The following is a 22,975-nucleotide window of genomic DNA, read 5'->3' as shown; positions in this document are numbered from 1 at the left end:
GTCGTCGCGAACCCGCGATGACGTCGTCGGACGGCGAGCGTGGACACTCGCCAGGAGGCCGCCGCTGTGAGCCGCACCGGGTCCCGCACCCCCACCTTCCCCTTCACCGCGCTCGTGGGCGCCGACGAGCTGACGTCGGCACTGCTGCTGAGCGCGATCTCCCCCGAGATCGGCGGCGTGCTCGTCCGGGGCGAGAAGGGCACGGCCAAGTCGACGGCCGTCCGGGCCCTCGCCTCGGTGTTGCCCGAGCAGCGGGTCGCGAGCGACTGCCGCTTCGGCTGCGACCCCGACCGCGACGAGGACTGCCCCGACGGCCCGCACGAGAGCGCGGCCACGACCCGCCCGGCCCGGCTCGTCGAGCTGCCGGTCGGTGCGACCGAGGACCGCGTCGTCGGCTCCCTCGACCTGCGCCGCGCGCTCGGTGACGGCGAGGCGGCCTACCAGCCCGGCCTGCTCGCCGAGGCCCACCGCGGGATCCTCTACGTCGACGAGGTCAACCTGCTCCACGACCACCTCGTCGACGTGCTGCTCGACGCCGCGGCGATGGGCCGCAACACCGTCGAGCGCGACGGCGTCTCGATCTCGCACCCGGCCCGGATCACCCTCGTCGGCACGATGAACCCCGAGGAGGGCGAGCTGCGCCCGCAGCTGCTCGACCGCTTCGGCCTGACCGTGCACGTCGCCGCGAGCCGCGACCCGCACGTGCGCGCCGAGGTCGTACGACGTCGCCTCGAGGCCGACCTCGACCCGGCGGGCTTCGCGGCCCGCTTCGCCGACGCCGAGGCCGAGCTGACCCAGCGCCTCGCCGCCGCCCGCGAGGCGGTGCGCTCGGTGCGGCTCGACGAGCGCACGCTGCGCACCATCGCCCGGGTGTGCGCCGGCTTCGACGTCGACGGCATGCGCGCCGACATCGTCACCGCGCGGACCGCCGCGGCGCACGCCGCCTGGCAGGGCCGCGCGCAGGTGACCCGCGAGGACATCCGGGCCGCGGCGCTGCTCTCCCTGCCCCACCGGCGCCGTCGTGCCCCCTTCGACGCTCCGGGGCTCGACGAGGACCTGCTCGACCGGCTGCTCGACGAGGAACCCGAGGACGACCCGCCGGGTGGCGGCGAGCCCGACGACAGCGGCGACCAGCCCGACGAGGGCCCGGGCGAGGCGCCCGACGCCGACCCCTCCGGCCCGCCCCCGAGCTCGACGTCGTCCGGCGACCAGCCCCCGACCGGGCCCCAGTCGTCCGCCGACCCAACCCCCGACTCCCCGGACGAGTCGGCGGAGGCCCCCGAGTCACCCCCTTCGCCCCCTGCGGGTGCCCAGCCGACCCCCACCGGCACCGCCGCGGCCACCGAGCCCTACCGCGCCCGCCGGCTCGAGCTCACCGGCGTCGGCGCCGGCCCGACCGGTCGCCGCTCCCCCGCACTCACCCCCGCGGGCGGGTCGTCGGCACCCACCCGGCCGGGCACGAGCCCGCCGGGTCGCCGGTGCACCTGACCGCCACCCTGCGCGCCTCCGCCGCCCGCCGGGCCGCCCGCACCGGGCCCGCCCGGGTGACCGGCGACGACCTGCGCCACGCCATCACCCGCGGCCGCGAGGCCAACCTCGTGCTCCTCGCCGTCGACGCCTCCGGCTCGATGGCCGCGCGCAAGCGGATGGGCGAGGTCAAGACCGCCGTCCTCTCGCTCCTGCTCGACGCCTATCAGCGACGTGACCGGGTGGGTCTGGTGACCTTCCGCGGGACCGGCGCGGAGCTGGCGCTGCCGCCCACCTCGTCCGTCGACGCCGCCGCCGCCCGCCTCGCCGAGATGCCGCACGGCGGGCGCACCCCGCTCGCCGAGGGACTGACCGAGATCGCCAGGGTCGTTGCGCGAGAGCGCATCCGCGACCGCAACCAGCGCGCGCTCGTCGTCCTCGTCACCGACGGCCGGGCCACGGCCGGGCCTGATGCTCTCGCCCGGGCGCAGCGCATCGCCGACGCCTGGGGCCACACGGCCGAGACCGTCGTCGTCGACTGCGAGTCGGGCCGCTTCCGCATGGGCCTGGCCGCCGACCTCGCCCACCGCATGGGCGCCGAGCACATCGCCCTCGAGCAGGTCGCCGCGAGCGGCCTCGTCGAGATCGTCACCGACCGCACCACCCCCCGAAGGAGCGCCGCCTGATGGCCCAGGGACAGACCCCCGTCACGCCCGAGGACGGACTCACCACGCGGCAGCGCCGCAACCGCCCGCTCGTCGTCGTCCACGGTGGCGTCGGCAAGGGCAAGTCGACGGCGGCCTTCGGCCTCGGCCTGCGCGGGTGGAACCAGGGCTGGTCGATCGGCGTCTTCCAGTTCGTCAAGTCCGCGAAGTGGCGCATCGGCGAGGAGGAGGTCTACAAGACCCTCGGCCGCGTCCACGAGGAGACGGGCGAAGGGGGTCCCGTCGAGTGGCACAAGATGGGCTCGGGCTGGTCGTGGTCGCGCAAGGCCGGGTCCGAGGAGGACCACGCCGCCGATGCGCGTGAGGGCTGGGAGGAGATCAAGCGTCGCCTCGCCGACGAGACGCACACCGTCTACATCCTCGACGAGTTCACCTATGTCATGAAGTGGGGCTGGGTCGAGCTCGACGACGTCATCGACACGCTGACCAACCGGCCCGGCTACCAGCACGTCGTCATCACCGGCCGCGACCCGCACCCGCGGCTGCTCGAGATCGCCGACGTCGCCACCGAGATGACCAAGGTCAAGCACCCCTTCGACCAGGGGCAGAAGGGCCAGAAGGGCATCGAGTGGTGACGGCCCTCCCCCGGGTGCTCGTCGCGGCGCCCGCGTCGGGCCACGGCAAGACGACGATCGCCGTGGGGATCATGGCCGCCCTCGCCCGGCGCGGTCTCACCGTCGCGCCGGCCAAGGTCGGCCCCGACTACATCGACCCCGGCTACCACGCGCTGGCGACCGGGCGACCGAGCCGCACCCTCGACCCGTGGCTCGTGGGCGAAGGGAGGGTCGCTCCCCTCCTCGCCCGCGGCGCCACCCACCCGACGCCCGCGGACGTCGCCGTCCTCGAGGGCGTCATGGGGCTCATGGACGGGCGGCTCGGGGGCGACGGCTTCGCCTCGAGCGCGCACGTCGCGGCCCTCACGCGCACCCCCGTCGTGCTCGTCGTCGACATCAGCTCGACCTCGCGGACCGTCGCCGCGACGGTGCACGGTCTCGCGACCATCGACCCCGACCTCGACGTCGTCGGCGTCGTGCTCAACAAGGCCGGCACCCCCCGCCACGGCGACGAGGCCCGCCGCGCCGTCGAAGGCGTCGGCGTCCCCGTGTGGGGCGTGCTCCCCCGTGACGCCGCGATGCACGTGCCCTCACGCCACCTCGGGCTCGTGCCCGCCGCCGAGCGCGGCGAGGCCGCGGCCACCCTCGACCACATCGCCGCCGTCGCCGAGGAGCACCTCGACCTCGACGCGCTCCTCGCCGCCGCACGCACCGCACCCGACCTCGACGTCGAGCCGTGGGACCCCTCGCTCCCTGAGGAGCTTGCAGGTCCTGAGGAGGCGCGCCAGCGCCGTCTCGAAGGGCAGCACGCGTCTCGAGGGGAGGTCGTCATCGCCGTCGCCGGAGGCCGGGCCTTCACCTTCCGCTACCCCGAGACCGTCGAGCTGCTCGAAGCGGCGGGTGCGCGAGTCGTCGAGGTCGACCCGGCACGCGACTCGGCACTGCCCGAGGGCACCTGCGCCCTCTACCTCGGCGGCGGGTTCCCCGAGGTGCACGCACGCACCCTCGCGACCAACCGCCCTCTCGTGCAGGTGATCCGGGATGCCGTCGCCGATGGCATGCCGACCATCGCCGAGTGCGCCGGCATGCTCTACCTCGCCGAGACCCTCGACGACCACCCGATGGTCGGTGCCCTGCCGGCCCGTGCCGCGATGGGCCGACGGCTGACCCTCGGCTACCGCGAGGCGACCTCGCTCGTCGACTCGGTCGCCGGCCCCGCCGGCACCCGCGTGACGGGCCACGAGTTCCACCGCACGGTGACCGATCCGCCCTTCGGCACGCAGGCGGCGTGGGACCTCGGCGGACGCACCGAGGGCTTCGCCCTCGACCCCGCCGGCACCGGCCGCGCGACCCTCGTCGCCTCCTACCTGCACACCCACTGGGCCGGCTCCCCCGACGTCGCCGCCTCCTTCGTCGACGCGGCTCGGGGCTGGGGCGTCCGTGGATCGGGTGGGGTGGCGCTGGGGGCTTCGCCCGTGCACCACGAGTCCTCGGAGCCCTCACCTGACTCATCGCAACCGGCTCAGCCCTTGAGTCGCGCCACCCCAGCCCGAACCACGTCCTTCCCGGTGAGCCCGTCACCGGTCGCCTTCGAGGGATCGGTGCCCGATCCGCTGCGGCATCACGGGGACGTCGAGGTGTCAGACGACCTGGTGGACCTGGCGGTCAACGTACGGCTGACGAGTCCTCCGGAGTGGCTCACGCGAGCGCTGGTGGATGAGCTCGGCAAGGTGGCGAGCTATCCGGACGCCACCGTGGCGCGCGATGCGATCGCGGCGCGGCACGGGGTGGCCCGCGGCCAGGTGCTGCCGACGAGCGGCGGGGCGGAGGCCTTCACGCTCGTCGCGCGGGCGCTGACGCCGCGTGACGCGGTCGTCGTGCACCCGCAGTTCACCGAGCCCGAGGCGGCACTGCGCGCCGCAGGCCACGACGTGCGGCACGTGCTGCTGCGGGCCGAGGACGACTTCGCGCTCACTCCCGAGGCACTCGGGCAGGTCGGCGACGCCGACCTCGTCGTCATCGGCAACCCGACCAACCCGACGGGCGTGCTGCACCCGGCCGACGCCATCCGCACGCTCGCGCGGCCCGGGCGCGTGCTGCTCGTCGACGAGGCCTTCATCGACGCCGTGCCCGGCGAGCGCGAGTCGCTCGTCGGCGGTGACCTCACCGGTCTGCTCGTCGTCCGCTCGCTGACGAAGACCTGGGCCGTCGCCGGCATCCGTGCCGGCTATGTCGTCGGCGACGCCGAGCTCGTCGCGGCCCTCGCCGCGCACCAGCCGCACTGGTCGGTCGGCTCGCTCGCGCTGCGGGTCATGACCGAGACCGCGACCCCCGCCGCCCTGACCGAGGCGGGGCGCGCCACCGAGGAGCTCGCCGGCTGGCGCCGGCACCTGACCACGGGGCTGCAGGCCCTGGGCATCCCGACCGGCGGCGGCGACGCCCCCTTCGTCCTGGCGCAGGTCGGGGCCGGGGTCCGCGAGCATCTGCGCGACGCGGGCTGGGCCGTGCGCCGTGGAGACACCTTCCCCGGGCTCGACGCCACCTGGGTGCGGATCGCCGTCCGTGACCCCCACACCATCGACGGGCTGCTGCGAGAGCTGGCCCATCTCTCCCACCGGAGGACCGCATGACCGACGCCACCACCACCGCCACCGGGCGGGTCGTCCTCGTCGGCGGGGGCCCGGTGACCCCGGCCTGCTCACCGTCGCCGGCCGCGACGCGCTCGCCGCCGCCGACGTCGTCGTCACCGACCGCCTGGGCCCGGTCGCCGCGCTCGACGAGATCGCCCCGCAGGCCGAGATCGTCCACGTGGGCAAGATCCCGCGCGGCGAGTTCACCCCCCAGGAGCGCATCAACGAGCTGCTCGTCGAGCACGCGCGCGCGGGGCGCACCGTCGTCCGGCTCAAGGGCGGCGACGGCTACCTCTTCGGCCGCGGTGGCGAGGAGTGGAACCACTGCGTCGCCGCCGGCATCGCCGTCGAGGCCGTGCCCGGTGTCTCGTCCGCCTTCTCCGTCCCGGCGCTCGCCGGCATCCCCGTGACCCACCGCGGCCTCTCGCAGGGCGTCGCCGTCGTCTCCGGGCACGTCGGCCCCGACGACACGCGCAGCGAGGTCGACTGGGCCGCCCTGGCAACCTCGCGGCTGACCATCGTCGTCCTCATGGGCGTCGCGACGCTCGGGGCGATCGCCGAGGCGCTCGTCGCCGCCGGCCTGTCCGCCGACACCCCGGCCGCGTGCATCGCGGACGGGGCCACCCCGCAGCAGCGGTCGGTGCGGGCCCCCCTCTCGCAGATCGCCTCCGCGGCGGACGAAGGGGGCTTCGCTCCCCCGGCCATCACCGTCATCGGCGACGTCGTCGACGCCCTCGAGGCACCGGCCCCCACCTCGCCGTGAGTGCGTCCGAAGGGCTGCGCCTGGCGGTCGGGACCTTCACCCGGTCGCCGAGCGGTCGGGTGACGATCACCTCGGACACGGCACGCGCCGCGCTGCTCCTCGCGCCACTCGCCGTCCTCCCCTTGGCACTCCAGGTCGTCGTCGTCGGACTGACCGTCGAGATCGGCGTGCCGCCGCTCGTCGCCGCGGCCCTCGCCCTCGGCGTCCTGGCCCACGGCTCACGGGGCATGCACCTCGACGGCCTGGCCGACACGGTCGACGGACTCGGTGCCGGCTGGGACCGCGAGCGGGCGCTCGAGATCATGCGACGCGGCGACGTCGGCCCGATGGGGGCCGTGGCTCTCGTGATCGTGCTGCTCGTGCAGGTCGGCGCGATCGCTGCTCTGCTCGGCGCCGGCTGGCGAGGCGCGCTCGTCGTGGGGGCCGCGGTCGTGGCGTCCCGGGCTGCTGCCGCCGCCGTCTGCGGTCGCGGGCAGCAGGCCGCACCGGGCTCGAAGCTCGGGGCCGCCTTCGTCGGCACCGTGCCCTTCGCCGGGGCCGTGCTCGTGGTCCTCGCCGTCGGCGCCCTCCTCGTGGCATCGGTGCTGCCGGTAGCCCTGCTGCTGGGGGGGCTGGGTGACGGGAGCTCCACGGCGCCGTTCTGGATGACCACTCGAGCCGTCCTCGTGGCGGCAGCGGCCGTCCCCGTCGCCATCTGGGCGGCGATCTCGCTCCGGGACAAGGCCGCCAGCACCTTCGGCGGTGTGGGTGGCGATGTCATCGGGGCCGGTGTCGAGGTGGCTCTCACCGTGCTGCTCGTCCTGCTGACGGTGGCGTGGTGAGCATGCGTGTCCTCGTCACCGGCGGTGTGCGGTCGGGCAAGTCCCGGCACGCCGAGTCGCTCCTGCTGCCCCCACATCTGCCCGAGGGCACGCCCGTCACCTATCTCGCCGCCGGTCCGCAGCGCGACGACGCCGACTGGGCGGCGCGCGTCGCGGCCCACCGCGAGCGGCGACCGGAGACCTGGTCGACCGTCGAGAGCACGGACGCCGCGAGCGCACTGTGGGACGCAGAGGGGCCGGTCCTGCTCGACTGCCTCGGCACCTGGCTGACCGCACAGCTCGACGAGATCGAGGCCTGGGAGGCGCCCGAGCACCACTGGGTCGGCGCCCTCGAGCAGCGCGTCGAGGACCTCGAAGCAGCTTGGCGCGCAACGGATCTCGCCGTGGCAGTGACCAACGAGGTCGGCTGGGGGCTGGTGTCGGAGCACCGGTCCGGGCGGATCTTCGCCGACCGTCTGGGCTGGCTCAACCAGCGCATCGCCGCCTCCGCCGACCGGGTCGACCTCGTCGTCTCGGGCCAGGTGCTGACGATCAAGGGCGGGGCGTGAGCACGGCCCACCGTGGCCGTCGCCTCGACCAGGTCGCGCTCGGGCTCGCCCTCGGCTGGGTCGCCGACCTCGCGCTCGGCGACCCCCGGCGTGGGCACCCGGTCGCGGCCTTCGGCAGCTGGGCCGCGGCCGTCGAGACGCGGCTGCACCGTGACTCCCGAGCCGCCGGAGTCCTCACCGAGGTGGTCGTCCTCGCCCCCGTCGTGGCGCTGGGTGTGGGCGCCGGCCGCCTGCCCGCGCCCGCCCGCGCCATGGCCACGGCTGCTCTCACCTGGGCGGCGCTCGGCGGCACGAGCCTCGGCCGGGAGGGCCTGGCCGTCCACGACCTGCTCGCCACCGGCGACCTGCCCGGCGCCCGCGCGCGGGTCCGCAACCTCGTCGGCCGGGTCACCGACGACCTCACCCCCGACGAGGTGGCTCGAGCCGCGGTCGAGTCCGTCGCGGAGAACTCCTCGGACGCCGTCGTCGGCACCCTCGTCTGGGGCGCCGCCCTCGGCCCGCTCGGCGTCGTGCTCCACCGCGCGGCCAACACCCTCGACGCGATGCACGGTCACCGAACCGCTCGCTACGCCCGATTTGGTTGGGCCGCAGCGCGGCTCGACGACGTGCTCGGCTGGGCGCCGGCCCGGGTGACCGTCCTCGCCACCGCCGCGGCGACCCCCCTTCGGGCCCGGGACGTGGTGCGCACCGCGGTGCTGGACGGGCGTGACCACCCCAGCCCCAACGCGGGGCCGGTGGAAGCGGGCTTCGCCGCCGCCCTTGGCCTGCGCCTCGGCGGGCGCACCGTCTACGCGAGCGGCGCCGAGGATCGGGTCGTCATGGGCTCGGGCCCGGCGCCGGTCGTCGCCGACCTGCCGCGAGCCGTGCACTTGGCCCGCCGGGTGGGTGCCGTCACGCTGGTCGCGGCCGTCGGGGCCCGCCTGCTCGCCCGTCGCTGAGGCGGGTCAGTCGCCGACCTGGTCCTCGACCCACGCCGCTGCGGCCACCGCGTCGCTCGCCTCGGCGACGCCCTCGGCGCGCGCCGGACGCGACACGACGACGACCGGCACCCCGAGATGGCGGGCCGCGTCGAGCTTGGCCTCGGTGAACCGTCCTCCGGAGTCCTTGGTGAGCAGCACCCTCACGTCATGCTCGCGCATGATCGCCTCCTCGTCGGCGACGGCGAAGGGCCCCCGCGAGCGCAGCACCGTCCACGCGTCCGGCAGCGGCGCCTCCGGCGGCTCGACGAGCCGCACGAGCACCGGCCGCTCGGCCCAGGCCTCGACGTGGTGGTGCAGGGTCTGCCGGCCCGTCGTGACGAAGGGGGTTCCCCCCACCGCGTCGGCAGCCTCACGGGCAGCCACGTGGTCGCCCACCCAGGTCCACGACGCGGCATCCGGGTGCTGCGCCCAGCCGGGCCGGGCGAGCCGCAGCAGCGGCACCCCCAGCGACGAGCAGGCCTGTGCCGCATGGGCGCCCATCGTCGCGGCGAAGGGGTGCGTCGCGTCGACGACCGCACTCACCTCGTGCTCGCGCAGCCACCGGGAGAGCCCCTCGACCCCGCCGAAGCCCCCGATCCGCACCGGCCCGACCGGCAGCCGCGGCTGGGAGACCCGGCCCGCGAGCGAGGAGGTGAGGGGCACTCCCTTCGCCTCGAGGAGGGCAGCCAGATCCCGTGCCTCGGCGGTCCCACCGAGGATCAGCACGTGCGTCATGGGGCCACCCTCCCACGCACAGGTTGCGCCCCTAGCGTCTGACCCGTGCAGCACCCCTTCAACCGCCTCTCCCCCGCGACGGGCACACCCGACCTCGGCGGCTGGACCCTCGTCGTGGTCCTGGCCCTCGCGCTGCTCGCCGCCACGTGGTGGCCGGCGTGGCGGGTGCTGCGCCTGGGCGTGACCCTCGTCCACGAGCTCGGCCACGCGGTCGTCGGGATGGCGTGCGGGCGGCGGTTCACGGGCTTCGTCCTGCGCTCGGACATGTCCGGCCACGCGGTGACCGTCGGCCCGGCCCGAGGTGCGGGCGTGGTCGCGACGACCTGGGCCGGCTACCCCGCTCCCGGCCTCGTCGGCGCGGCGGTCGTGTGGCTCGCGACGGCCGGCTGGGCAGCCCCGACGCTCACCCTCCTGCTCGTCGGGCTGCTCGCCGCCCTGACCCGGGTGCGCTCCGCCCTCACCGGCCTCGTCGTCGTCGCGGTGCTCGCGGCGGGCGCTGCCCTGTGGTGGTGGCGCGACGACGCCCTGCAGCAGCAGGTGCTCGTCGGCCTGGGCGTGCTGCTCCTCGTCGGCGCCTGGCGTCACCTGGCGACGATGCTCGGTGGCATCGAGGCCCGCAGCGACCCGGGCTCGCTCGCCCGTGCCACGGGCGTGCCGGCGGTGCTGTGGGTCGGGAGCTTCGCACTCGTCCTCGCCGGCGCCACCTGGCTCGCCGCCAGCCGCCTCCTCGGCGTCGTGGGAGGCTGAGACATGACCTCACCCGTTCGCGCCGTCGGGCAGGTGCTGCTCGGCTCCGTCCTCGTCCTCGCGGGCGTGGCTCACCTGACCTATGCCCGCACGGAGTTCCAGGCACAGGTCCCGCCGTGGTTCCCCGCTGACGCCGACCTCGTCGTGCTCGTCTCGGGTGTCGTCGAGGTCCTCGTGGGCGCGGCTCTGCTCGTGACCTGGCGGCATCCCGCCCGAGCGGGGGTCGGGCTGGCGACGGCGGCGCTCTTCGTCGCGGTCTTCCCCGGCAACATCGCGCAGCTCACCGAGCACCGAGACGCCTTCGGGCTGACGAGCGACACGGCGCGGGCGATCCGGCTGCTCTTCCAGCCGGTCCTCGTCGTGTGGGCGGTGTGGAGCACCGGCGCCTGGCGCTGGTGGCGACAGCGTCGGGTGACTGCCGAGCGCCGTTCCTAGGCCGCGAGCCACCCGTCGACGATGGTGAGCACGTCGAGCAGCTCGTGCGCCACACCGTCGGGCTCGACGTCGACCGTCACCTGCTGGTCGGTGGGGATGTCGCTGTGCGGCACCCAGATCGCGCGCATGCCGACCTCCTGCGCACCGAGCACGTCCTCGAAGAGCCGGTCGCCCACGTAGACCGCGTGGGTCACCGGCACGCCGACGGCCGCTGCCGCCGCCTCGAAGGCCTCGCGGTGCGGCTTGACCACCTTGATCTCCGACGAGTAGACGTCGCCGTCGACGAGGTCGAGCACGCCGTCACGCTCGAAGATCTCGCGGTGGTAGTCCCCGCTCCAGATCGTGTTGGACAGCACGCCGACCTTGAGCCCACGCTCACGCAGCCCCTCCCACAGCGGCCGCACCTGCGGGTCGGTGTGGGTGTGGGGTTCCCAGAAGCGGCGATAGGCCGCGAGGGCCACGTGGTGCCGGTCGTGCTGGGGGTCGGCCCCGGCCTCGCGCAGGATGTCGTCGAGGTGGGCCCCGCGCTGGTCGTCGCGCACCTGCCGCCACGCATCGGCCTCGACGGCGTGGATCCGCTCGGCGAGCTCGTGCGCCCGGTCGAGGTCCTCCTGCGGCACCTCGTCGGACTCGATCGGGATGCCGTGCACCTCGCGGGCGAAGACCCGCCACTGCTGGCCCAGGTCGATCGTGTGCCACGGGGTGAGGGTGCCGCCCCAGTCGAAGATCACTGCCTCGACGGGCCCGGCCTCGGGCCGCTCACGCACGGTCAGCGGGTGGCGCATCTCGTCGACGCTCACGCCCCGTCACGCACCTCGGCGAGCAGGGCCTCGACGGCCTCGCCCACCGGCACCTCGCGGCGGTCACCGCTGCGGCGGTCCTTGATCTCGACGACCCCGTCGGCCAGGCCCTTGCCGACGACGAGGATCGTCGGCACGCCGATGAGCTCGGCGTCCTTGAACTTCACGCCCGGGCTCACCTTGCCGGCGCGGTCGTCGTAGAGGACGGAGACCCCCTTCGCCTCGAGCTGCGCGGAGAGGTCACCGGCGGCGGTGAAGATCTCGTCGGTCTTGCCCGCCGCGACGACGTGCACGTCGAAGGGGGCGAGCTCACGTGGCCACACCAGGCCGAGGTCGTCGTGGTTGTCCTCCGCGACGACACCGACCGCGCGGGTGACGCCGACGCCGTAGGAGCCCATGGTCACGGTGACGAGCTTGCCGTTCTCGTCGAGGACCTTCAGGCCCAGCGCCTCGGCGTACTTGGTGCCGAGCTGGAAGATGTGGCCCATCTCGACACCGCGGGCGAGGGTCAGCGTGCCGGAGCCGGTCGGGCTCGGGTCGCCCTCGCGGATCTCCGCCGCCTGGATCGTGCCGTCGGCGGTGAAGTCGCGACCGTGGACGAGGTCGATGACGTGCTTGCCGTGCTCGTCGGCACCGGTGACCCAGGCGGAGCCCTCGGCGATGCTCGGGTCGAGCAGGTAACGAATGCCGGAGGAGCGCTCGGAGCCGAGGACGCCGGGACCGATGTAGCCCTTGGCGAGCATCGGGTGGGCGGCGAAGTCGGCCTCGCCGAACTCCTCGACCTCGGCCGGCGCCACCTGGGCCTCGAGGCGCTTCGCGTCGACCTCGCGGTCGCCGGGCACGCCGATGGCCAGCGGCTCGCGCCACGGCTCGTCGTGCTCCTCGTCGGCAGGGTGGACGAGGGTGACGAGGACGTTCTTGAGCGTGTCGGCACCGGTCCACTCGCGGCCGTCGGTGCGCGGGTGGCTGGCGTTGAGGGCGGCGACGAGGGTGTCGATCGTCGGGGTGTCGGGGGTGTCCTCGACGTGGGCGGGGCCGGCGGTCACCTCGACCGGCGGGGCCTGCGGCACGACGACGGCCTCGACATTGGCCGCGTAGCCGGAGGCGTCGCGCACGAAGGTGTCCTCGCCGTTGGGGCTGACCGCGAGGAACTCCTCGCTCGCGCTGCCACCCATGGCACCGGAGTCGGCGTGGACGATGACGTACTCGAAGCCGAGCCGGTCGAAGATCTTGATGTAGGCGTCGCGGTGCGCGTCGTAGGCCTTCTGCAGGCCGGCGGAGTCGATGTCGAAGGAGTAGGAGTCCTTCATGATGAACTCGCGGCCGCGCAGCACGCCGGCGCGCGGGCGGGCCTCGTCGCGGTACTTCGTCTGGATCTGGAAGAGCGCGAGCGGCAGGTCCTTGTAGGAGGTGTACATGTCCTTGACCGCGAGGCAGAACATCTCCTCGTGCGTCGGCCCGAGGAGCATGTCGGCGTCCTTGCGGTCGACGAGCCGGAAGAGGTTGTCGCCGTACTCGGTCCACCGGTTGGTCGCCTCGTAGGGCTCCTTGGGCAGCAGCGCGGGGAAGGACAGCTCCTGGGAGCCGATCGCCTCCATCTCCTCGCGCACGATCGCCTCGACCTTGCGCAGGACCTTCAGCCCCAGCGGCAGCCAGGTGTAGATGCCCGGCGCGGCGCGGCGGATGTAGCCGGCCCGCACGAGGAGCTTGTGGCCCGGCTGCTCCGCGTCAGCGGGGTCCTCCCGGAGGGTGCGGAGGAAGAGGGAGGACATGCGGGTGACCACGGACGGGACTCCAAGCGTGACGAAGGGGGTGGACCGCGTCAGGATATCCGCTCACCCATGAGCGCCGCCCCCGCAATACCGAGCTGTCGGGTCACCAGGCGCACCGCGGCCCGCTCCGCGCGGTCGGGCCGCGAGAGGGCGACGATCCACCGGGCGGAGGGCACGCCGACGAGCGGCACGAGGGCGAACTCGTCGGCCGTGCGGGTCGTGTAGCGCGGCAGCAGGGCCAGGCCCTCGCCGGCCGCGACGAGCGCGGCGACGAGGTGGTTGTCCCGCAGCCGCAGCCGCCGGTGCAGGCCCCGGCCGCAGGCAGCCTCGACCCGCTGCAGCACGGTGTCGAAGGGGTAGTGCTCGGGCACCGCGAGCCAGGTCTCGTCGACGACGTCCTGGGGTCGCAGCGTCGCCCGGCGGGCGAGCCGGTGGTCGGGCGGGACCGCGACGTCGAGCGGCTCTCGGGTGAGCACGGTGGCGACGAGGCCCTCGCTCCCCACCGGCACCTCGCTCGTCAGCGAGTGCGCGACGACGATGTCCGCGTCGGCCGCGGCCCGCGCGTAGTCGTGCTCGGCCAGGTCGAGGTCGTCGATGCTCAGCTCGACGTCGCTGTCGGCGAGCAGGACGAGCGCGCCGGGCAGCAGGGCGGTCAGCCCGCTCGGCAGGCCGGCGACGCTCACCCGACCGGTCGGGCGGCCCCGGTGCTCCGACAGCCGCGAGTCCACCCGCGCGATCGCGGCGGCCACCTCGTCCGCACCGTCGGCGAGCAGCTCGCCCGCCTCGGTGAGCCGCAGCCCCCGCCCGTGGGGTTCGACGAGCGGGGTGCCGGCGGCCCGCTGGGCCGTGCGCAGCTGCTGCGACAGGGCCGAGGGGGTGCGGTGGGTCGCCGCGGCGACCGCGGCGAGACTCCCCCGCTCCCGCAGGTCGCGCAGCAGCTCGAGGTGCCTGATGTCCATGCAGGAATCCTAAAGGGATCGGTCATGAAGATTCGCTTGTCCTGCACAGTCGGGTGAACGACGATCGACGGGTGCCGATCCGCCACCGCCTGCTCGCCGTCGTCGTCGCCGTCCTCTGGGGCGCCAACTTCATCGCCATCCACGCCTCGCTCGAGGTCTTCCCGCCCTTCCTGTGCTCGGCGCTGCGCTTCACCCTCATGGCGATCCCGACGATCTTCTTCGTCCCGCGCCCGCAGGTGCCCACGCGCTGGCTCGTCGGCTACGGCATCGGCTTCGGCATCCTCCAGTTCGCCTTCCTCTACCTCGCGATGGACGCCGGCATGCCGACCGGCCTGGCCTCGCTCGTCCTGCAGAGCTCGGCCCCCTTCACCGTCGTCCTCGGCGCGGTCCTGCTCGGCGAGCGACTGAGTGGTCGCGCCGCGACCGGCGTCGCGGTCGCCGCCCTCGGCATGGCCGTCGTCGGCTCCCAGCGACTCGACGCCGAGGCGGGGCTCCTCCCCTTCGTCCTGACGCTCATGGCCGGCCTCGGGTGGGCCTTCGGCAACCTCGCCTCCCGCCTGGCCGCGGCGCCCAGGCCGCTCCACCTGACGATGTGGATGACGGTGGTCCCGCCGGTCCCGATGCTCGTCCTGTCGCTGCTCGTCGAGGGGCCCGAGCGCATCGGCACGGCCCTCGCCGACTCCCTGACCACCGCGGCGGTCCCCGCCTGGCTGGGCCTCGCCTACACGACCCTCCTGGCCACCGTCGTCGGCTCGGGCATCTGGACCTGGCTCATGGCCCGGCACCCGTCGGGGACGGTCGCTCCCTTTTCCATGCTCGTGCCGGTGACCGGTCTGGCCCTGGCCTGGCTGCTCCTCGACGAGGTGCCCGCCCCGCTCGAGCTCGTCGGTGGCGCCCTCGTCGTCGGTGGGGTGCTGTGGGCCTCGCGCCCCCGCCGGCCCGAGGCCCTGCCCGAGCCCACACCGGAGCCGGCGGTCAGCGCAGGGCGCTGACCATCGTCGGCAGGATCTCGGCCGCTTTGCCGCGCACGAGGTGGTGGCACATGTCGGAGATCTCGGTGTCGACGGGGTTGACCTCGACGACCGTCGCCCCCTCGGCGCGGGCCATCGCCGGGTAGCCGGCGGCCGGGTAGACGACACCCGAGGTGCCGATGACGAGGACGACGTCGCCCGGTTCGAGGGCCTCGATGGCCGCCTCGGTCGCCGCGACGTCCGCTTCCGGGAGGACCTCGCCGAACCACACGACACCGGGGCGCACGTCCCCTTCGCACTCGGGGCAGGTGGGCGGGTCGATCCGCTCCGTCGGCTCCGCCGGCAGCTCGACCTCGCCCTCCCACGGCGTCTCGCAGTCGCTGCACCGCAGCGCGAAGATCGACCCGTGCAGGTGCGCGGCGACGGCCGAGCCGGCCCGCTCGTGCAGGTCGTCGACGTTCTGCGTCGAGATCGTCACCTCGCGCAGCCCGGCGAGCTCGGCGAGCGCCCGGTGCCCGGGGTTGGGCTCGACGTCGCGGACCAGCCGCATCCGCCAGGCGTACCAGGCCCAGACGAAGGGAGGATCCAGCCGGAAGGCCTCGGCCGTCGCCAGCTGGCTCGGGTCGAACTCCTCCCACAGCCCGGTCTGCGCATCGCGGAAGGTCGGCACGCCGGACTCCGCGCTCATCCCGGCGCCGGAGAGGACGAGGACCCGGCGGGCGGCGCGCACGGCGTCCACCACCTCGTCGGGCACGACGACGTCGGTCTCGGTGGTCTCGGTCACGGATGCTCCTGCGGGGGTGCGGGGTGGGCGTGCCGCCACATCATCGCAAGGGGCGGCGCGGACTGCGGCACGAGGAAGTGCACCTGCCCGCCGCGGAGGGTCTCGCTGACGAGCACGTGGCCGGGTCGGGTCGGGACGTCCGCCGGCACGACGAGCCGGCCCCCGGGGTCGCCGAGCAGGGCGGCGGCCCGAGAGTGCACGACGACTCCTTCGGCGGAGGTCACCGGGGCGGCCGGCTGCAGCGGGCCGAGGACGGTCGTGCCGACGGCACCGGTGGGCGACCGCAGGATCACCTGCGAGGCTTCCGGGTTGGTCGGCAGCACCATCGGCACCGGCGTCCCCGGCGGTCCCGGCGTCCGGTGCGCACGGGCATCCCGGGGGCCGTCCCGGATCTCGGTGCGCAACCAGAGCGCCCACAACACGCCGCCGACGCAGAGGCCAAGACCCACGAGGCCAGCCCCGAGGTCGACGTCGCCGCCGACGGCGAGTCCCAGCACCGCGACGGTGAGCAGCGCGAGCCCGCCGAGGACGGCTCCGGCGGCCCCCAGCACATAGGTCCCGAGGAGGAGCAGCCGCACCCCCGGACCGGGGCGCAGCATGTGGAAGAAGATCGAGCACCAGTAGAGGCCGAGGGCGGCGGCGAAGCCGAGGGTCCCGAGACGGTCCCATGCCGACCCGACCGGCAGGGCCGCGATCACGAGCAGGAGGGGCACCCCGATGGGCGCGACGAAGAAGACGCCGAGACGGTTCCACCCCATGGGCCAGTCGCCCCACATCTCGCTGAGGTCGTAGCGCATCCGGCGCCCGAAGGAGACCTGGCTGCGCCAGGGGGCCTCGTGGGTCTCGAGCATCGTGGTCAGTCCCGCGTCGTGGGGGCCGGCTGCTCGTAGAGGGCTCGGGTGCCGTGGCCCCGGAAGCCGAGGCGCTCGTAGAGCGACCGGGCGGGGTTGTCGCACCCCACGGCCAGCCAGACCTCGTCGGCGCCGGCCCGCTGGAGGGCCGTCAGGGAGCGGGCGACGAGGTGGGCACCGAGCCGGTGGCCGCGCCACTCCGGGACGACGCCGACCTCCTCGATCCAGCCGTCGGAGAGGGTGACGAAGCCGGCGACGTGGCCGCTGCGGTCCATGGCGACCCGGGAGTCCTCCGGCTGGAAGCCACGCTGCTCGCGCAGCCACCGACCCCAGGCCCGGGAGCTGCCGGCGCTGTATCCGGGCTGATCACCGAAGGACGCTGCGTAGGCGTGGCGGAAGGCCTCGGAGGTGTCGTCGGTGAAGGGCAGCGTCACGATGTCGTCGGGCCGACCGACGAAGGGGATGGAGCGCAGGCTGTGCCGCATGATCGACTCCGCGAAGCCGCGGTGCAGACCGAGCTCGGCGAAGAGGGTCTCCCCCTCGGGGCTCACCGAGTCCAGGACGAAGCGCACCGGCCCGACGCTGTGGCCGATGACCCACTCGGCGACCTCCTGCCCGATCCCCTGCCCCATCGCGGCGGGGTCGATCAGGCCGGTCGCCGTGCGGGTGCCGTCGGAGCTGACTCCGATGGCGGCCGCCGCCACGATGTCGCCGAGCTCGTCCCGACCGCAGATCGACAGGTCGGTCAGATAGCTGTCACGCAGGTGCTGCGGGTCGGCGAGGTCGGGCAGCCCGCCGTCGCGCTCGAGACAGGCCCTCCCGAGGCGGACGAGCGAGTCGATGTCGTCCGCGGTCGTGGGCGACCACTCCAGCACGCTCACGGGTCAGCCGCCGCGGGCCGCGCGCAGGGCGGTGCGCACGAGCGGCCACTGGAGCGGCAGCCGGGCGAGGGTCCCCGCGAAGAAGGCCGTGGCCTGCGGCGTGCCCTTGCGCTGGGCCCGTCGGCCGTGGTCGACGCTCATCTGCACGTTGGCCGGCAGCACACCGAGGAGCAGTGCGGCGCTCGCCCAGCCCGCGGCCGGGCGCGTGGCCGGCACGAGCAGCCCTGCGCCGCAGGCGATCTCGGCGACGCCCGAGACGAGCACGAGCTCGCGGGCGCGTCCCCTCAGGGGCGCGGGGATGATCGGCTCGTAGACCTCGGGGCGCACGAGGTGCAGCACCCCGCCGCCGACGAGAAGGGCAGCCAGGCCGGCCGTGGGCAGGTCGGGTCGGGTCATCGGGTCTCCTCCTAGAAGATCTGGCGCAGGTTGACCCGCGACAGGTCGAGCAGCTCGTCGCCGCGGCCGGACATCACGGTGCGCAGGGCATAGAGCGTGAAGCCCTTGACCTGCTCGGCGGAGATCGCCGGCGGGATCGTCAGCTCCTGCCGCTCGGTGACGACGTCGACGAGGGCCGGTCCGTCGTGGGCGAAGGCCTCCCGCAGGCTGCCCTCGAGGTCCTCGGCCTCCGTGACCCGCCAGCCCTTGATGCCGCAGGCCTCGGCGACCTGCGAGAAGTCGGGGTTGTCGAGGTCGGTGCCGAAGCCCGGCAGACCGGCGGCCTTCATCTCCAGCTCGACGAAGTTGAGCGACGAGTTGTTGAGCACGACGATCTTGATCGGCAGGTCGTGCTGGCGCACCGTGAGCAGCTCGCCCATGAGCATCGCCAGGCCGCCGTCGCCGCTCAGCGTGACGACCTGGCGCTCCGGCTGGGCGAGCTGGGCGCCGACGGCCTGCGGCACGGCATTGGCCATCGACCCGTGGATGAAGGAACCGATGAGCCGGCGGTCTCCCCGGCACTCGAGGTAGCGGGCGGCGTAGACGACCGGCGAGCCGACGTCGGGGATGAAGACCGCGTCGTCGGAGGCGATCTCGTCGACGAGCCGGGCGAGGTACTGCGGGTGGATCGCCTGGTGCTTGCGGCCCCCGAGCAGCCCCTTCTTCGGCGGCTCGGCCAGCTCGTCGAGCTTGTCGCGCGTCTTGCGGTAGTGCTTGACCGAGTCCTCGAGGTGCTTGCGGTCGCTCGCCGGCTGCAGCAGCGGCAGCAGCGCCCGCACCGTGTCGCCGACGTCGCCGACGAGCCCGAGGTCGAGCGGCACGCGCCGCCCGAGGTGCTCGCCGCGCAGGTCGACCTGGATGTAGGTCGCGTCCTGCGGGTAGAACTGCCGGTACGGGAAGTCGGTGCCGAGCATGAGCACGGTGTCGGCCTCGTCCATCGCGCGGTAGCCCGAGGCGAAGCCGAGCAGCCCGGTGAGCCCGACGTCGAAGGGGTTGTCCCCCTCGATCTCCTGCTTGGAGCGAAGGGTGTGCACCACCGGTGCCGCGAGCACGTCCGCGAGGGCGAGGACGTCGGCCTTCGCACCGGCGGCGCCGGCGCCGACGAGCAGGGTGGTCCGGCGCGAGGCGCCGAGCAGCTGCGCGGCCCGCTCGAGCTGGTCGGCGGCGGGCACGACCCGGGCGCGGGCCCGCTCGACGACGGTGACCCGCTCGTCGGTGGCCTCGGTCTGGGCGACGTCCCCGGGCACGACGAGCACGGCGACACCGCGCTCCTGGATCGCCGCGCGCATGGCCGTCTCGAGCATCCGCGGCATCTGCGAGGCGTCGGTGACCATCTCGGCCCACACGCTGCACTCGCGGAAGATCTCCTGCGGGTGCGTCTCCTGGAAGTAGCCGCTGCCGATCTCGGCACTGGGGATCTGCGCGGCGATCGCCAGGACCGGCACCCGGCTGCGCTGGGCGTCGAAGAGACCGTTGATGAGGTGCAGGTTGCCGGGGCCGCACGAGCCGAGGACGACCGCGAGCTCACCGGTCAGCTCGGCGTCGGCGGCCGCGGCGAAGGCGGCCGACTCCTCGTGCCGCACGAGCCGCCAGGTGATGCCGCCGTCACGCCGCATGGCCTCGGTGAATCCGTTGAGCGAGTCCCCCGGCACGCCGTAGGCACGGGTGACCCCGTTGGCCTTCAGGGTCGCGATGACGTTGTCGGCGATGGTGCCCATGCGCAGCTCCTTGCTCGGGAACAGTCGGTGATGCCCACGCTAGTGCCCGGTGGCAGAGTGGGGCGCATCGTCCCCGATCGAAGGGAGCGCACCGATGCGCGCCGTGTACGCCGAGAGCATCAACAGCAAGGACCCGCTCGCCGGGCTCGTCGTCGGCGAGCGACCCGAGCCACAGGCGCCGGAGGGGTGGGCGCGGGTCACCGTCAAGGCCGCCGCCCTCAACCACCACGACGTGTGGTCGCTGCGGGGTCAGGGGCTCTCGGCCGACGCCCTGCCGATGATCCTCGGCTGCGACGCCGCGGGCATCGACGAGGAGGGCAACGAGGTCGTCGTCCACGCGGTCATCAACGACCCGGGGTTCACGGGCGCCGACGAGACGACCGACCCGCGCCGCTCGCTGCTGTCCGAGCGCTACCAGGGCACCTTCGCCGACACCGTCGTCGTGCCGCGCCGCAACCTCGTGCCCAAGCCCGACGGGCTGAGCCTGGTCGAGGCGGCGTGCCTGCCGACGGCGTGGCTCACCGCCTATCGCATGCTCTTCGTCCGCGGCGGCCTGCGGCCCGGCGAGTCCGTCCTCGTCCAGGGCGTCGGGGGCGGGGTCTCGACGGCCCTGATCATCCTCGCCCGGGCGGCCGGCCTGCGGGTCTACGCGACCTCGCGCAGCGCCGACAAGCGGGCCCGGGCCCTGGAGATGGGGGCGCACGAGGTCGTCGAGTCCGGCGAGCGCCTGCCGGTCAAGGTCGACGCCGTCATGGAGACCGTCGGCCGCGCGACCTGGCAGCACTCGATCCGCTCCCTTCGCCCCGGTGGTCGGATCGTCATCGCCGGCACGACGAGCGGACCGCAGGTCGACGACGCGATGCTCACCCACACCTTCTTCCTCCAGCTGAGCGTCATCGGCTCGACGATGGGCACCCGCGACGAGCTCGGCCAGCTCGTCCAGATGCTCCGGTCGACCGGCACCCGACCGCTCGTGCACGCGACGATGCCGATCGAGCAGGCCCGCGACGGCTTCGCGCAGATGATCGACGGCGAGCAGGTCGGCAAGATCGTCTTCACCCTCTGACCGCGGGCGGAGGTCTCAGAAGAGGATCGTCGAGAAGGTGCCGAGACGCTCCATGCCGATGCGGCGATAGGTCGCCAGCGCCGGCGCGTTGAAGTCGTTGACGTAGAGCGTGGCGAAGGGGGCGTGGTCGCTCATCGCCTGCTCGAGGGCCGCGGCCATGAGGCCGGCCGCGAGGCCCTGCCCGCGCAGCTCCGGGGTGACCCAGACGCCCTGGATCTGCATGGTGCCCAGACCGATCGACCCGACATCGGCCTTGAAGATCACCCGGCCGTTCTCGACGACGACATAGGTGCGCCCGCCGCGGATGAGCCGCCAGATCGAGTCGCGGTAGAAGGCCGGGTTGCCGGTGTAGGGCCGGTAGCCGATCTCCTGGGTGAACATGTGCTCGGCGGCCGGCAGCACGATGTCGACCTCGTCGACGGTCGCCGGCCGCACCCTCGGGTCGAGCGTGATGCCCAGCTGCGAGGGGGGCGTGCGCGTGCCCATGAGCGGCTGCGCCGCGCGCACCGCCCGCGGCTGCGGGAAGTCGAGCCGCGTGTGTCCCCACAGGCCGGCCACCTGGTCGCGGGGACCGAGGAAGGACGCGCACCGTCGACGGACCTTGCGCACCTGGGCCGCGAGCGGCCCCCAGCTCGCCGCGGAGGTGCCGACCGGCACGACATTGGCCACCGTCCACACGAAGGACTCGAGTCGCCCGTCGTCGAACCACCCGTAGGCGGCCGTCGACCCGGCGCCCAGCCCCCCGTCAAGGATCCGGCTGGCGACGAAGACATTGGCCGCGGGGTCCTGCGCACACAGGTCCAGCGCGGCGTCGACGTCGTCGACCCCGAGCAGACGGGTGGGGTTGCGGGTCCGCAGCACCCCGTCAGCCTAGACGCCGAGCACCCCTCTCCGGTCCCTGAGGAGGCCGCCCGCGGCCGTCTCGAAGGATCAGCCCACCGTGACGGTGGCGCCGGACTCCTCGCCGTCGATCGACTCGCCCATCTCCTCGGCGATGCGCATGGCCTCCTCGATGAGCGTCTCGACGATCTGGCTCTCGGGGACGGTCTTGATGACCTCGCCCTTGACGAAGATCTGACCCTTGCCGTTGCCCGAGGCGACGCCCAAGTCGGCCTCGCGGGCCTCACCGGGGCCGTTGACGACGCAGCCCATGACGGCGACGCGAAGGGGGACGGTCATGCCCTCGAGCCCGGCCGTCACCTCGTCGGCGAGCTTGTAGACGTCAACCTGCGCACGGCCGCAGCTCGGGCAGGAGACGATCTCGAGCTTGCGCGGGCGCAGCCCGAGCGACTGCAGGATCTGCTGGCCGACCTTGATCTCCTCGACCGGCGGGGCCGAGAGGGAGACGCGGATGGTGTCGCCGATCCCCTTCGACAGCAGGGCGCCGAAGGCCGTCGCCGACTTGATCGTGCCCTGGAAGGCGGGGCCGGCCTCGGTGACACCGAGGTGCAGCGGCCAGTCGCCGGCCTCGGCGAGCAGCTCGTAGGCCCGGACCATGGTCACGGGGTCGTTGTGCTTGACCGAGATCTTGAAGTCGTGGAAGTCGTGCTCCTCGAAGAGGCTGGCCTCCCACACGGCCGACTCGACGAGGGCCTCGGGGGTGGCCTTGCCGTACTTCTCGAGCAGTCGCTTGTCGAGGCTGCCGGCGTTGACGCCGATGCGGATCGAGGTGCCGTGGTCCTTGGCCGCCTTGGCGATCTCCTTGACCTGGTCGTCGAACTTGCGGATGTTGCCGGGGTTGACGCGCACCGCGGCGCAGCCGGCCTCGATCGCCTGGAAGACGTACTTCGGCTGGAAGTGGATGTCGGCGATGACCGGGATCTGGCTGTGCTGGGCGATCTCGGCGAGAGCGTCGGCGTCGTCCTGGCTCGGGCAGGCCACGCGCACGATGTCGCAGCCGGCGGCGGTGAGCTCGGCGATCTGCTGCAGCGTGGTGTTGACGTCGGAGGTCAGCGTCGTCGTCATCGACTGCACCGAGATCGGCGACTCGCTGCCGACGCCGACCGATCCCACCTTGATCTGCCGGGTCTGGCGACGGGGCGCGAGCACGGGGGCCGGGGCCTTGGGCATACCGAGGGAGACGCTCATGCCTCCATTATGCGACCTCGACGCTGGATGTCCGCTGTGGCCTCGGCTTCGAGGCTCCTCGCTGCGCTCGTCGCACCTCAGCCACCGGTGGCGGTGCGAAGTCTGTCCACGGCTGACGCCTCGACACCACGCACTGGGCCGGAGAACTCGGACGATGCGCGCAGGGCTCGGCAGCGTCGCTGTCACCTGTCAGCATTGGCGCCACCCGGTTGCCCGGAGAAGGGCGACCAGGTGGCATCAACGCCGCCAGGCTGACCGAGGACCCC

At 73.9% G+C, this 22,975-nt stretch carries 23 protein-coding genes; 12 read left to right on the top strand and 11 right to left on the bottom strand.

Annotation, left to right across the window (positions count from 1 at the left end):
• Window positions 1-39 precede the first annotated feature (39 nt).
• From NMQ01_RS05330 to NMQ01_RS05295, 8 genes are read left to right on the top strand one after another with little or no spacing between them, the layout of a single operon-like run.
• On the top strand, window positions 40-1,488 hold the full coding sequence (locus tag NMQ01_RS05330; RefSeq protein WP_255185827.1) for an ATP-binding protein: 1,449 nt from the start codon (window positions 40-42) through the stop codon (window positions 1,486-1,488).
• Complete coding sequence (locus NMQ01_RS05325) at window positions 1,479-2,153, top strand: VWA domain-containing protein (protein ID WP_255185826.1); 675 nt, start codon at window positions 1,479-1,481, stop codon at window positions 2,151-2,153. Before NMQ01_RS05330 ends, NMQ01_RS05325 begins: the two co-directional genes overlap by 10 nt.
• Window positions 2,153-2,767 carry a cob(I)yrinic acid a,c-diamide adenosyltransferase gene (gene cobO, locus NMQ01_RS05320; RefSeq protein ID WP_255185825.1) on the top strand — a complete coding sequence of 205 codons (615 nt, stop codon included), beginning with the start codon at window positions 2,153-2,155 and terminating at the stop codon, window positions 2,765-2,767. The genes NMQ01_RS05325 and cobO overlap by 1 nt, the downstream gene beginning before the upstream one ends.
• On the top strand, window positions 2,764-5,376 hold the full coding sequence (locus tag NMQ01_RS05315) for a cobyrinate a,c-diamide synthase (protein ID WP_255185824.1): 2,613 nt from the start codon (window positions 2,764-2,766) through the stop codon (window positions 5,374-5,376). The genes cobO and NMQ01_RS05315 overlap by 4 nt, the downstream gene beginning before the upstream one ends.
• On the top strand, window positions 5,309-6,139 hold the full coding sequence (gene cobA, locus NMQ01_RS05310; RefSeq protein ID WP_369694852.1) for a uroporphyrinogen-III C-methyltransferase: 831 nt from the start codon (window positions 5,309-5,311) through the stop codon (window positions 6,137-6,139). Before NMQ01_RS05315 ends, cobA begins: the two co-directional genes overlap by 68 nt.
• Entirely contained in the window at window positions 6,136-6,960 is an 825-nt protein-coding gene (locus NMQ01_RS05305) for an adenosylcobinamide-GDP ribazoletransferase (RefSeq protein WP_255185823.1), read from the top strand. The genes cobA and NMQ01_RS05305 overlap by 4 nt, the downstream gene beginning before the upstream one ends.
• 2 nt (window positions 6,961-6,962) lie before the next feature.
• Complete coding sequence (locus tag NMQ01_RS05300; RefSeq protein WP_369694860.1) at window positions 6,963-7,508, top strand: bifunctional adenosylcobinamide kinase/adenosylcobinamide-phosphate guanylyltransferase; 546 nt, start codon at window positions 6,963-6,965, stop codon at window positions 7,506-7,508.
• On the top strand, window positions 7,505-8,446 hold the full coding sequence (locus NMQ01_RS05295; RefSeq protein ID WP_255185821.1) for a CobD/CbiB family cobalamin biosynthesis protein: 942 nt from the start codon (window positions 7,505-7,507) through the stop codon (window positions 8,444-8,446). Before NMQ01_RS05300 ends, NMQ01_RS05295 begins: the two co-directional genes overlap by 4 nt.
• A gap of 6 nt (window positions 8,447-8,452) precedes the next feature.
• On the opposite strand, the gene NMQ01_RS05290 is transcribed toward NMQ01_RS05295, so the two are convergent.
• Entirely contained in the window at window positions 8,453-9,202 is a 750-nt protein-coding gene (locus NMQ01_RS05290; RefSeq protein ID WP_255185820.1) for a cobalt-precorrin-6A reductase, read from the bottom strand.
• Between the two features lie 45 nt (window positions 9,203-9,247).
• On the opposite strand from NMQ01_RS05290, the gene NMQ01_RS05285 reads away from it, so the two are divergent.
• Window positions 9,248-9,949 carry a M50 family metallopeptidase gene (locus NMQ01_RS05285; RefSeq protein WP_255185819.1) on the top strand — a complete coding sequence of 234 codons (702 nt, stop codon included), beginning with the start codon at window positions 9,248-9,250 and terminating at the stop codon, window positions 9,947-9,949.
• A gap of 3 nt (window positions 9,950-9,952) precedes the next feature.
• Window positions 9,953-10,384 (top strand): hypothetical protein, encoded by a 432-nt coding sequence (locus NMQ01_RS05280; protein WP_255185818.1) that lies wholly within the window; start codon window positions 9,953-9,955, stop codon window positions 10,382-10,384.
• On the opposite strand, the gene NMQ01_RS05275 is transcribed toward NMQ01_RS05280, so the two are convergent.
• From NMQ01_RS05275 to NMQ01_RS05265, 3 genes are read right to left on the bottom strand one after another with little or no spacing between them, the layout of a single operon-like run.
• Window positions 10,381-11,184, bottom strand: a complete 804-nt coding sequence (locus NMQ01_RS05275) for an HAD family hydrolase (RefSeq protein WP_255185817.1) — start codon at window positions 11,182-11,184, stop codon at window positions 10,381-10,383. The two genes, NMQ01_RS05280 and NMQ01_RS05275, sit on opposite strands and share 4 nt — an antisense overlap.
• Entirely contained in the window at window positions 11,181-12,956 is a 1,776-nt protein-coding gene (locus tag NMQ01_RS05270) for a proline--tRNA ligase (RefSeq protein ID WP_255185816.1), read from the bottom strand. The genes NMQ01_RS05275 and NMQ01_RS05270 overlap by 4 nt, the downstream gene beginning before the upstream one ends.
• 50 nt (window positions 12,957-13,006) lie before the next feature.
• Window positions 13,007-13,915, bottom strand: a complete 909-nt coding sequence (locus NMQ01_RS05265) for a LysR family transcriptional regulator (protein ID WP_255185815.1) — start codon at window positions 13,913-13,915, stop codon at window positions 13,007-13,009.
• A gap of 71 nt (window positions 13,916-13,986) precedes the next feature.
• Between NMQ01_RS05265 and NMQ01_RS05260 the strand changes: the two genes are divergently transcribed.
• Complete coding sequence (locus NMQ01_RS05260; RefSeq protein WP_255185814.1) at window positions 13,987-14,907, top strand: EamA family transporter; 921 nt, start codon at window positions 13,987-13,989, stop codon at window positions 14,905-14,907.
• Here the strand turns inward: NMQ01_RS05260 and NMQ01_RS05255 are convergent.
• From NMQ01_RS05255 to poxB, 5 genes are read right to left on the bottom strand one after another with little or no spacing between them, the layout of a single operon-like run.
• On the bottom strand, window positions 14,891-15,670 hold the full coding sequence (locus tag NMQ01_RS05255; protein WP_303708247.1) for an NAD-dependent deacylase: 780 nt from the start codon (window positions 15,668-15,670) through the stop codon (window positions 14,891-14,893). The genes NMQ01_RS05260 and NMQ01_RS05255 overlap by 17 nt on opposite strands.
• On the bottom strand, window positions 15,667-16,521 hold the full coding sequence (locus NMQ01_RS05250; RefSeq protein ID WP_255185813.1) for a hypothetical protein: 855 nt from the start codon (window positions 16,519-16,521) through the stop codon (window positions 15,667-15,669). The genes NMQ01_RS05255 and NMQ01_RS05250 overlap by 4 nt, the downstream gene beginning before the upstream one ends.
• A 5-nt stretch (window positions 16,522-16,526) precedes the next feature.
• Window positions 16,527-17,402 (bottom strand): GNAT family N-acetyltransferase, encoded by an 876-nt coding sequence (locus NMQ01_RS05245; RefSeq protein WP_255185812.1) that lies wholly within the window; start codon window positions 17,400-17,402, stop codon window positions 16,527-16,529.
• 3 nt (window positions 17,403-17,405) lie between these two features.
• Window positions 17,406-17,798, bottom strand: a complete 393-nt coding sequence (locus tag NMQ01_RS05240; protein WP_255185811.1) for a DoxX family protein — start codon at window positions 17,796-17,798, stop codon at window positions 17,406-17,408.
• Window positions 17,799-17,809: 11 nt separating this feature from the next.
• Complete coding sequence (gene poxB / locus NMQ01_RS05235) at window positions 17,810-19,555, bottom strand: ubiquinone-dependent pyruvate dehydrogenase (protein WP_255185810.1); 1,746 nt, start codon at window positions 19,553-19,555, stop codon at window positions 17,810-17,812.
• Between the two features lie 94 nt (window positions 19,556-19,649).
• On the opposite strand from poxB, the gene NMQ01_RS05230 reads away from it, so the two are divergent.
• On the top strand, window positions 19,650-20,621 hold the full coding sequence (locus NMQ01_RS05230) for a zinc-binding dehydrogenase (protein ID WP_255185809.1): 972 nt from the start codon (window positions 19,650-19,652) through the stop codon (window positions 20,619-20,621).
• A gap of 15 nt (window positions 20,622-20,636) precedes the next feature.
• Here NMQ01_RS05230 and NMQ01_RS05225 read toward each other — a convergent pair whose 3' ends face one another.
• Both NMQ01_RS05225 and ispG read right to left on the bottom strand, forming a co-directional pair.
• On the bottom strand, window positions 20,637-21,482 hold the full coding sequence (locus tag NMQ01_RS05225; RefSeq protein ID WP_255185808.1) for a GNAT family N-acetyltransferase: 846 nt from the start codon (window positions 21,480-21,482) through the stop codon (window positions 20,637-20,639).
• A 69-nt stretch (window positions 21,483-21,551) separates the two neighbouring features.
• On the bottom strand, window positions 21,552-22,709 hold the full coding sequence (gene ispG / locus NMQ01_RS05220; protein ID WP_255185807.1) for a flavodoxin-dependent (E)-4-hydroxy-3-methylbut-2-enyl-diphosphate synthase: 1,158 nt from the start codon (window positions 22,707-22,709) through the stop codon (window positions 21,552-21,554).
• Window positions 22,710-22,975: the final 266 nt, after the last annotated feature.

The sequence above is a fragment of the Janibacter sp. CX7 genome (genome assembly GCF_024362365.1).
In the GTDB taxonomy this organism is placed as follows: Bacteria; Actinomycetota; Actinomycetes; order Actinomycetales; family Dermatophilaceae; genus Janibacter.
The sequence above is the reverse complement of the archived record's forward strand: the minus strand, read 5'-3'. Positions and strand labels throughout refer to the sequence as shown.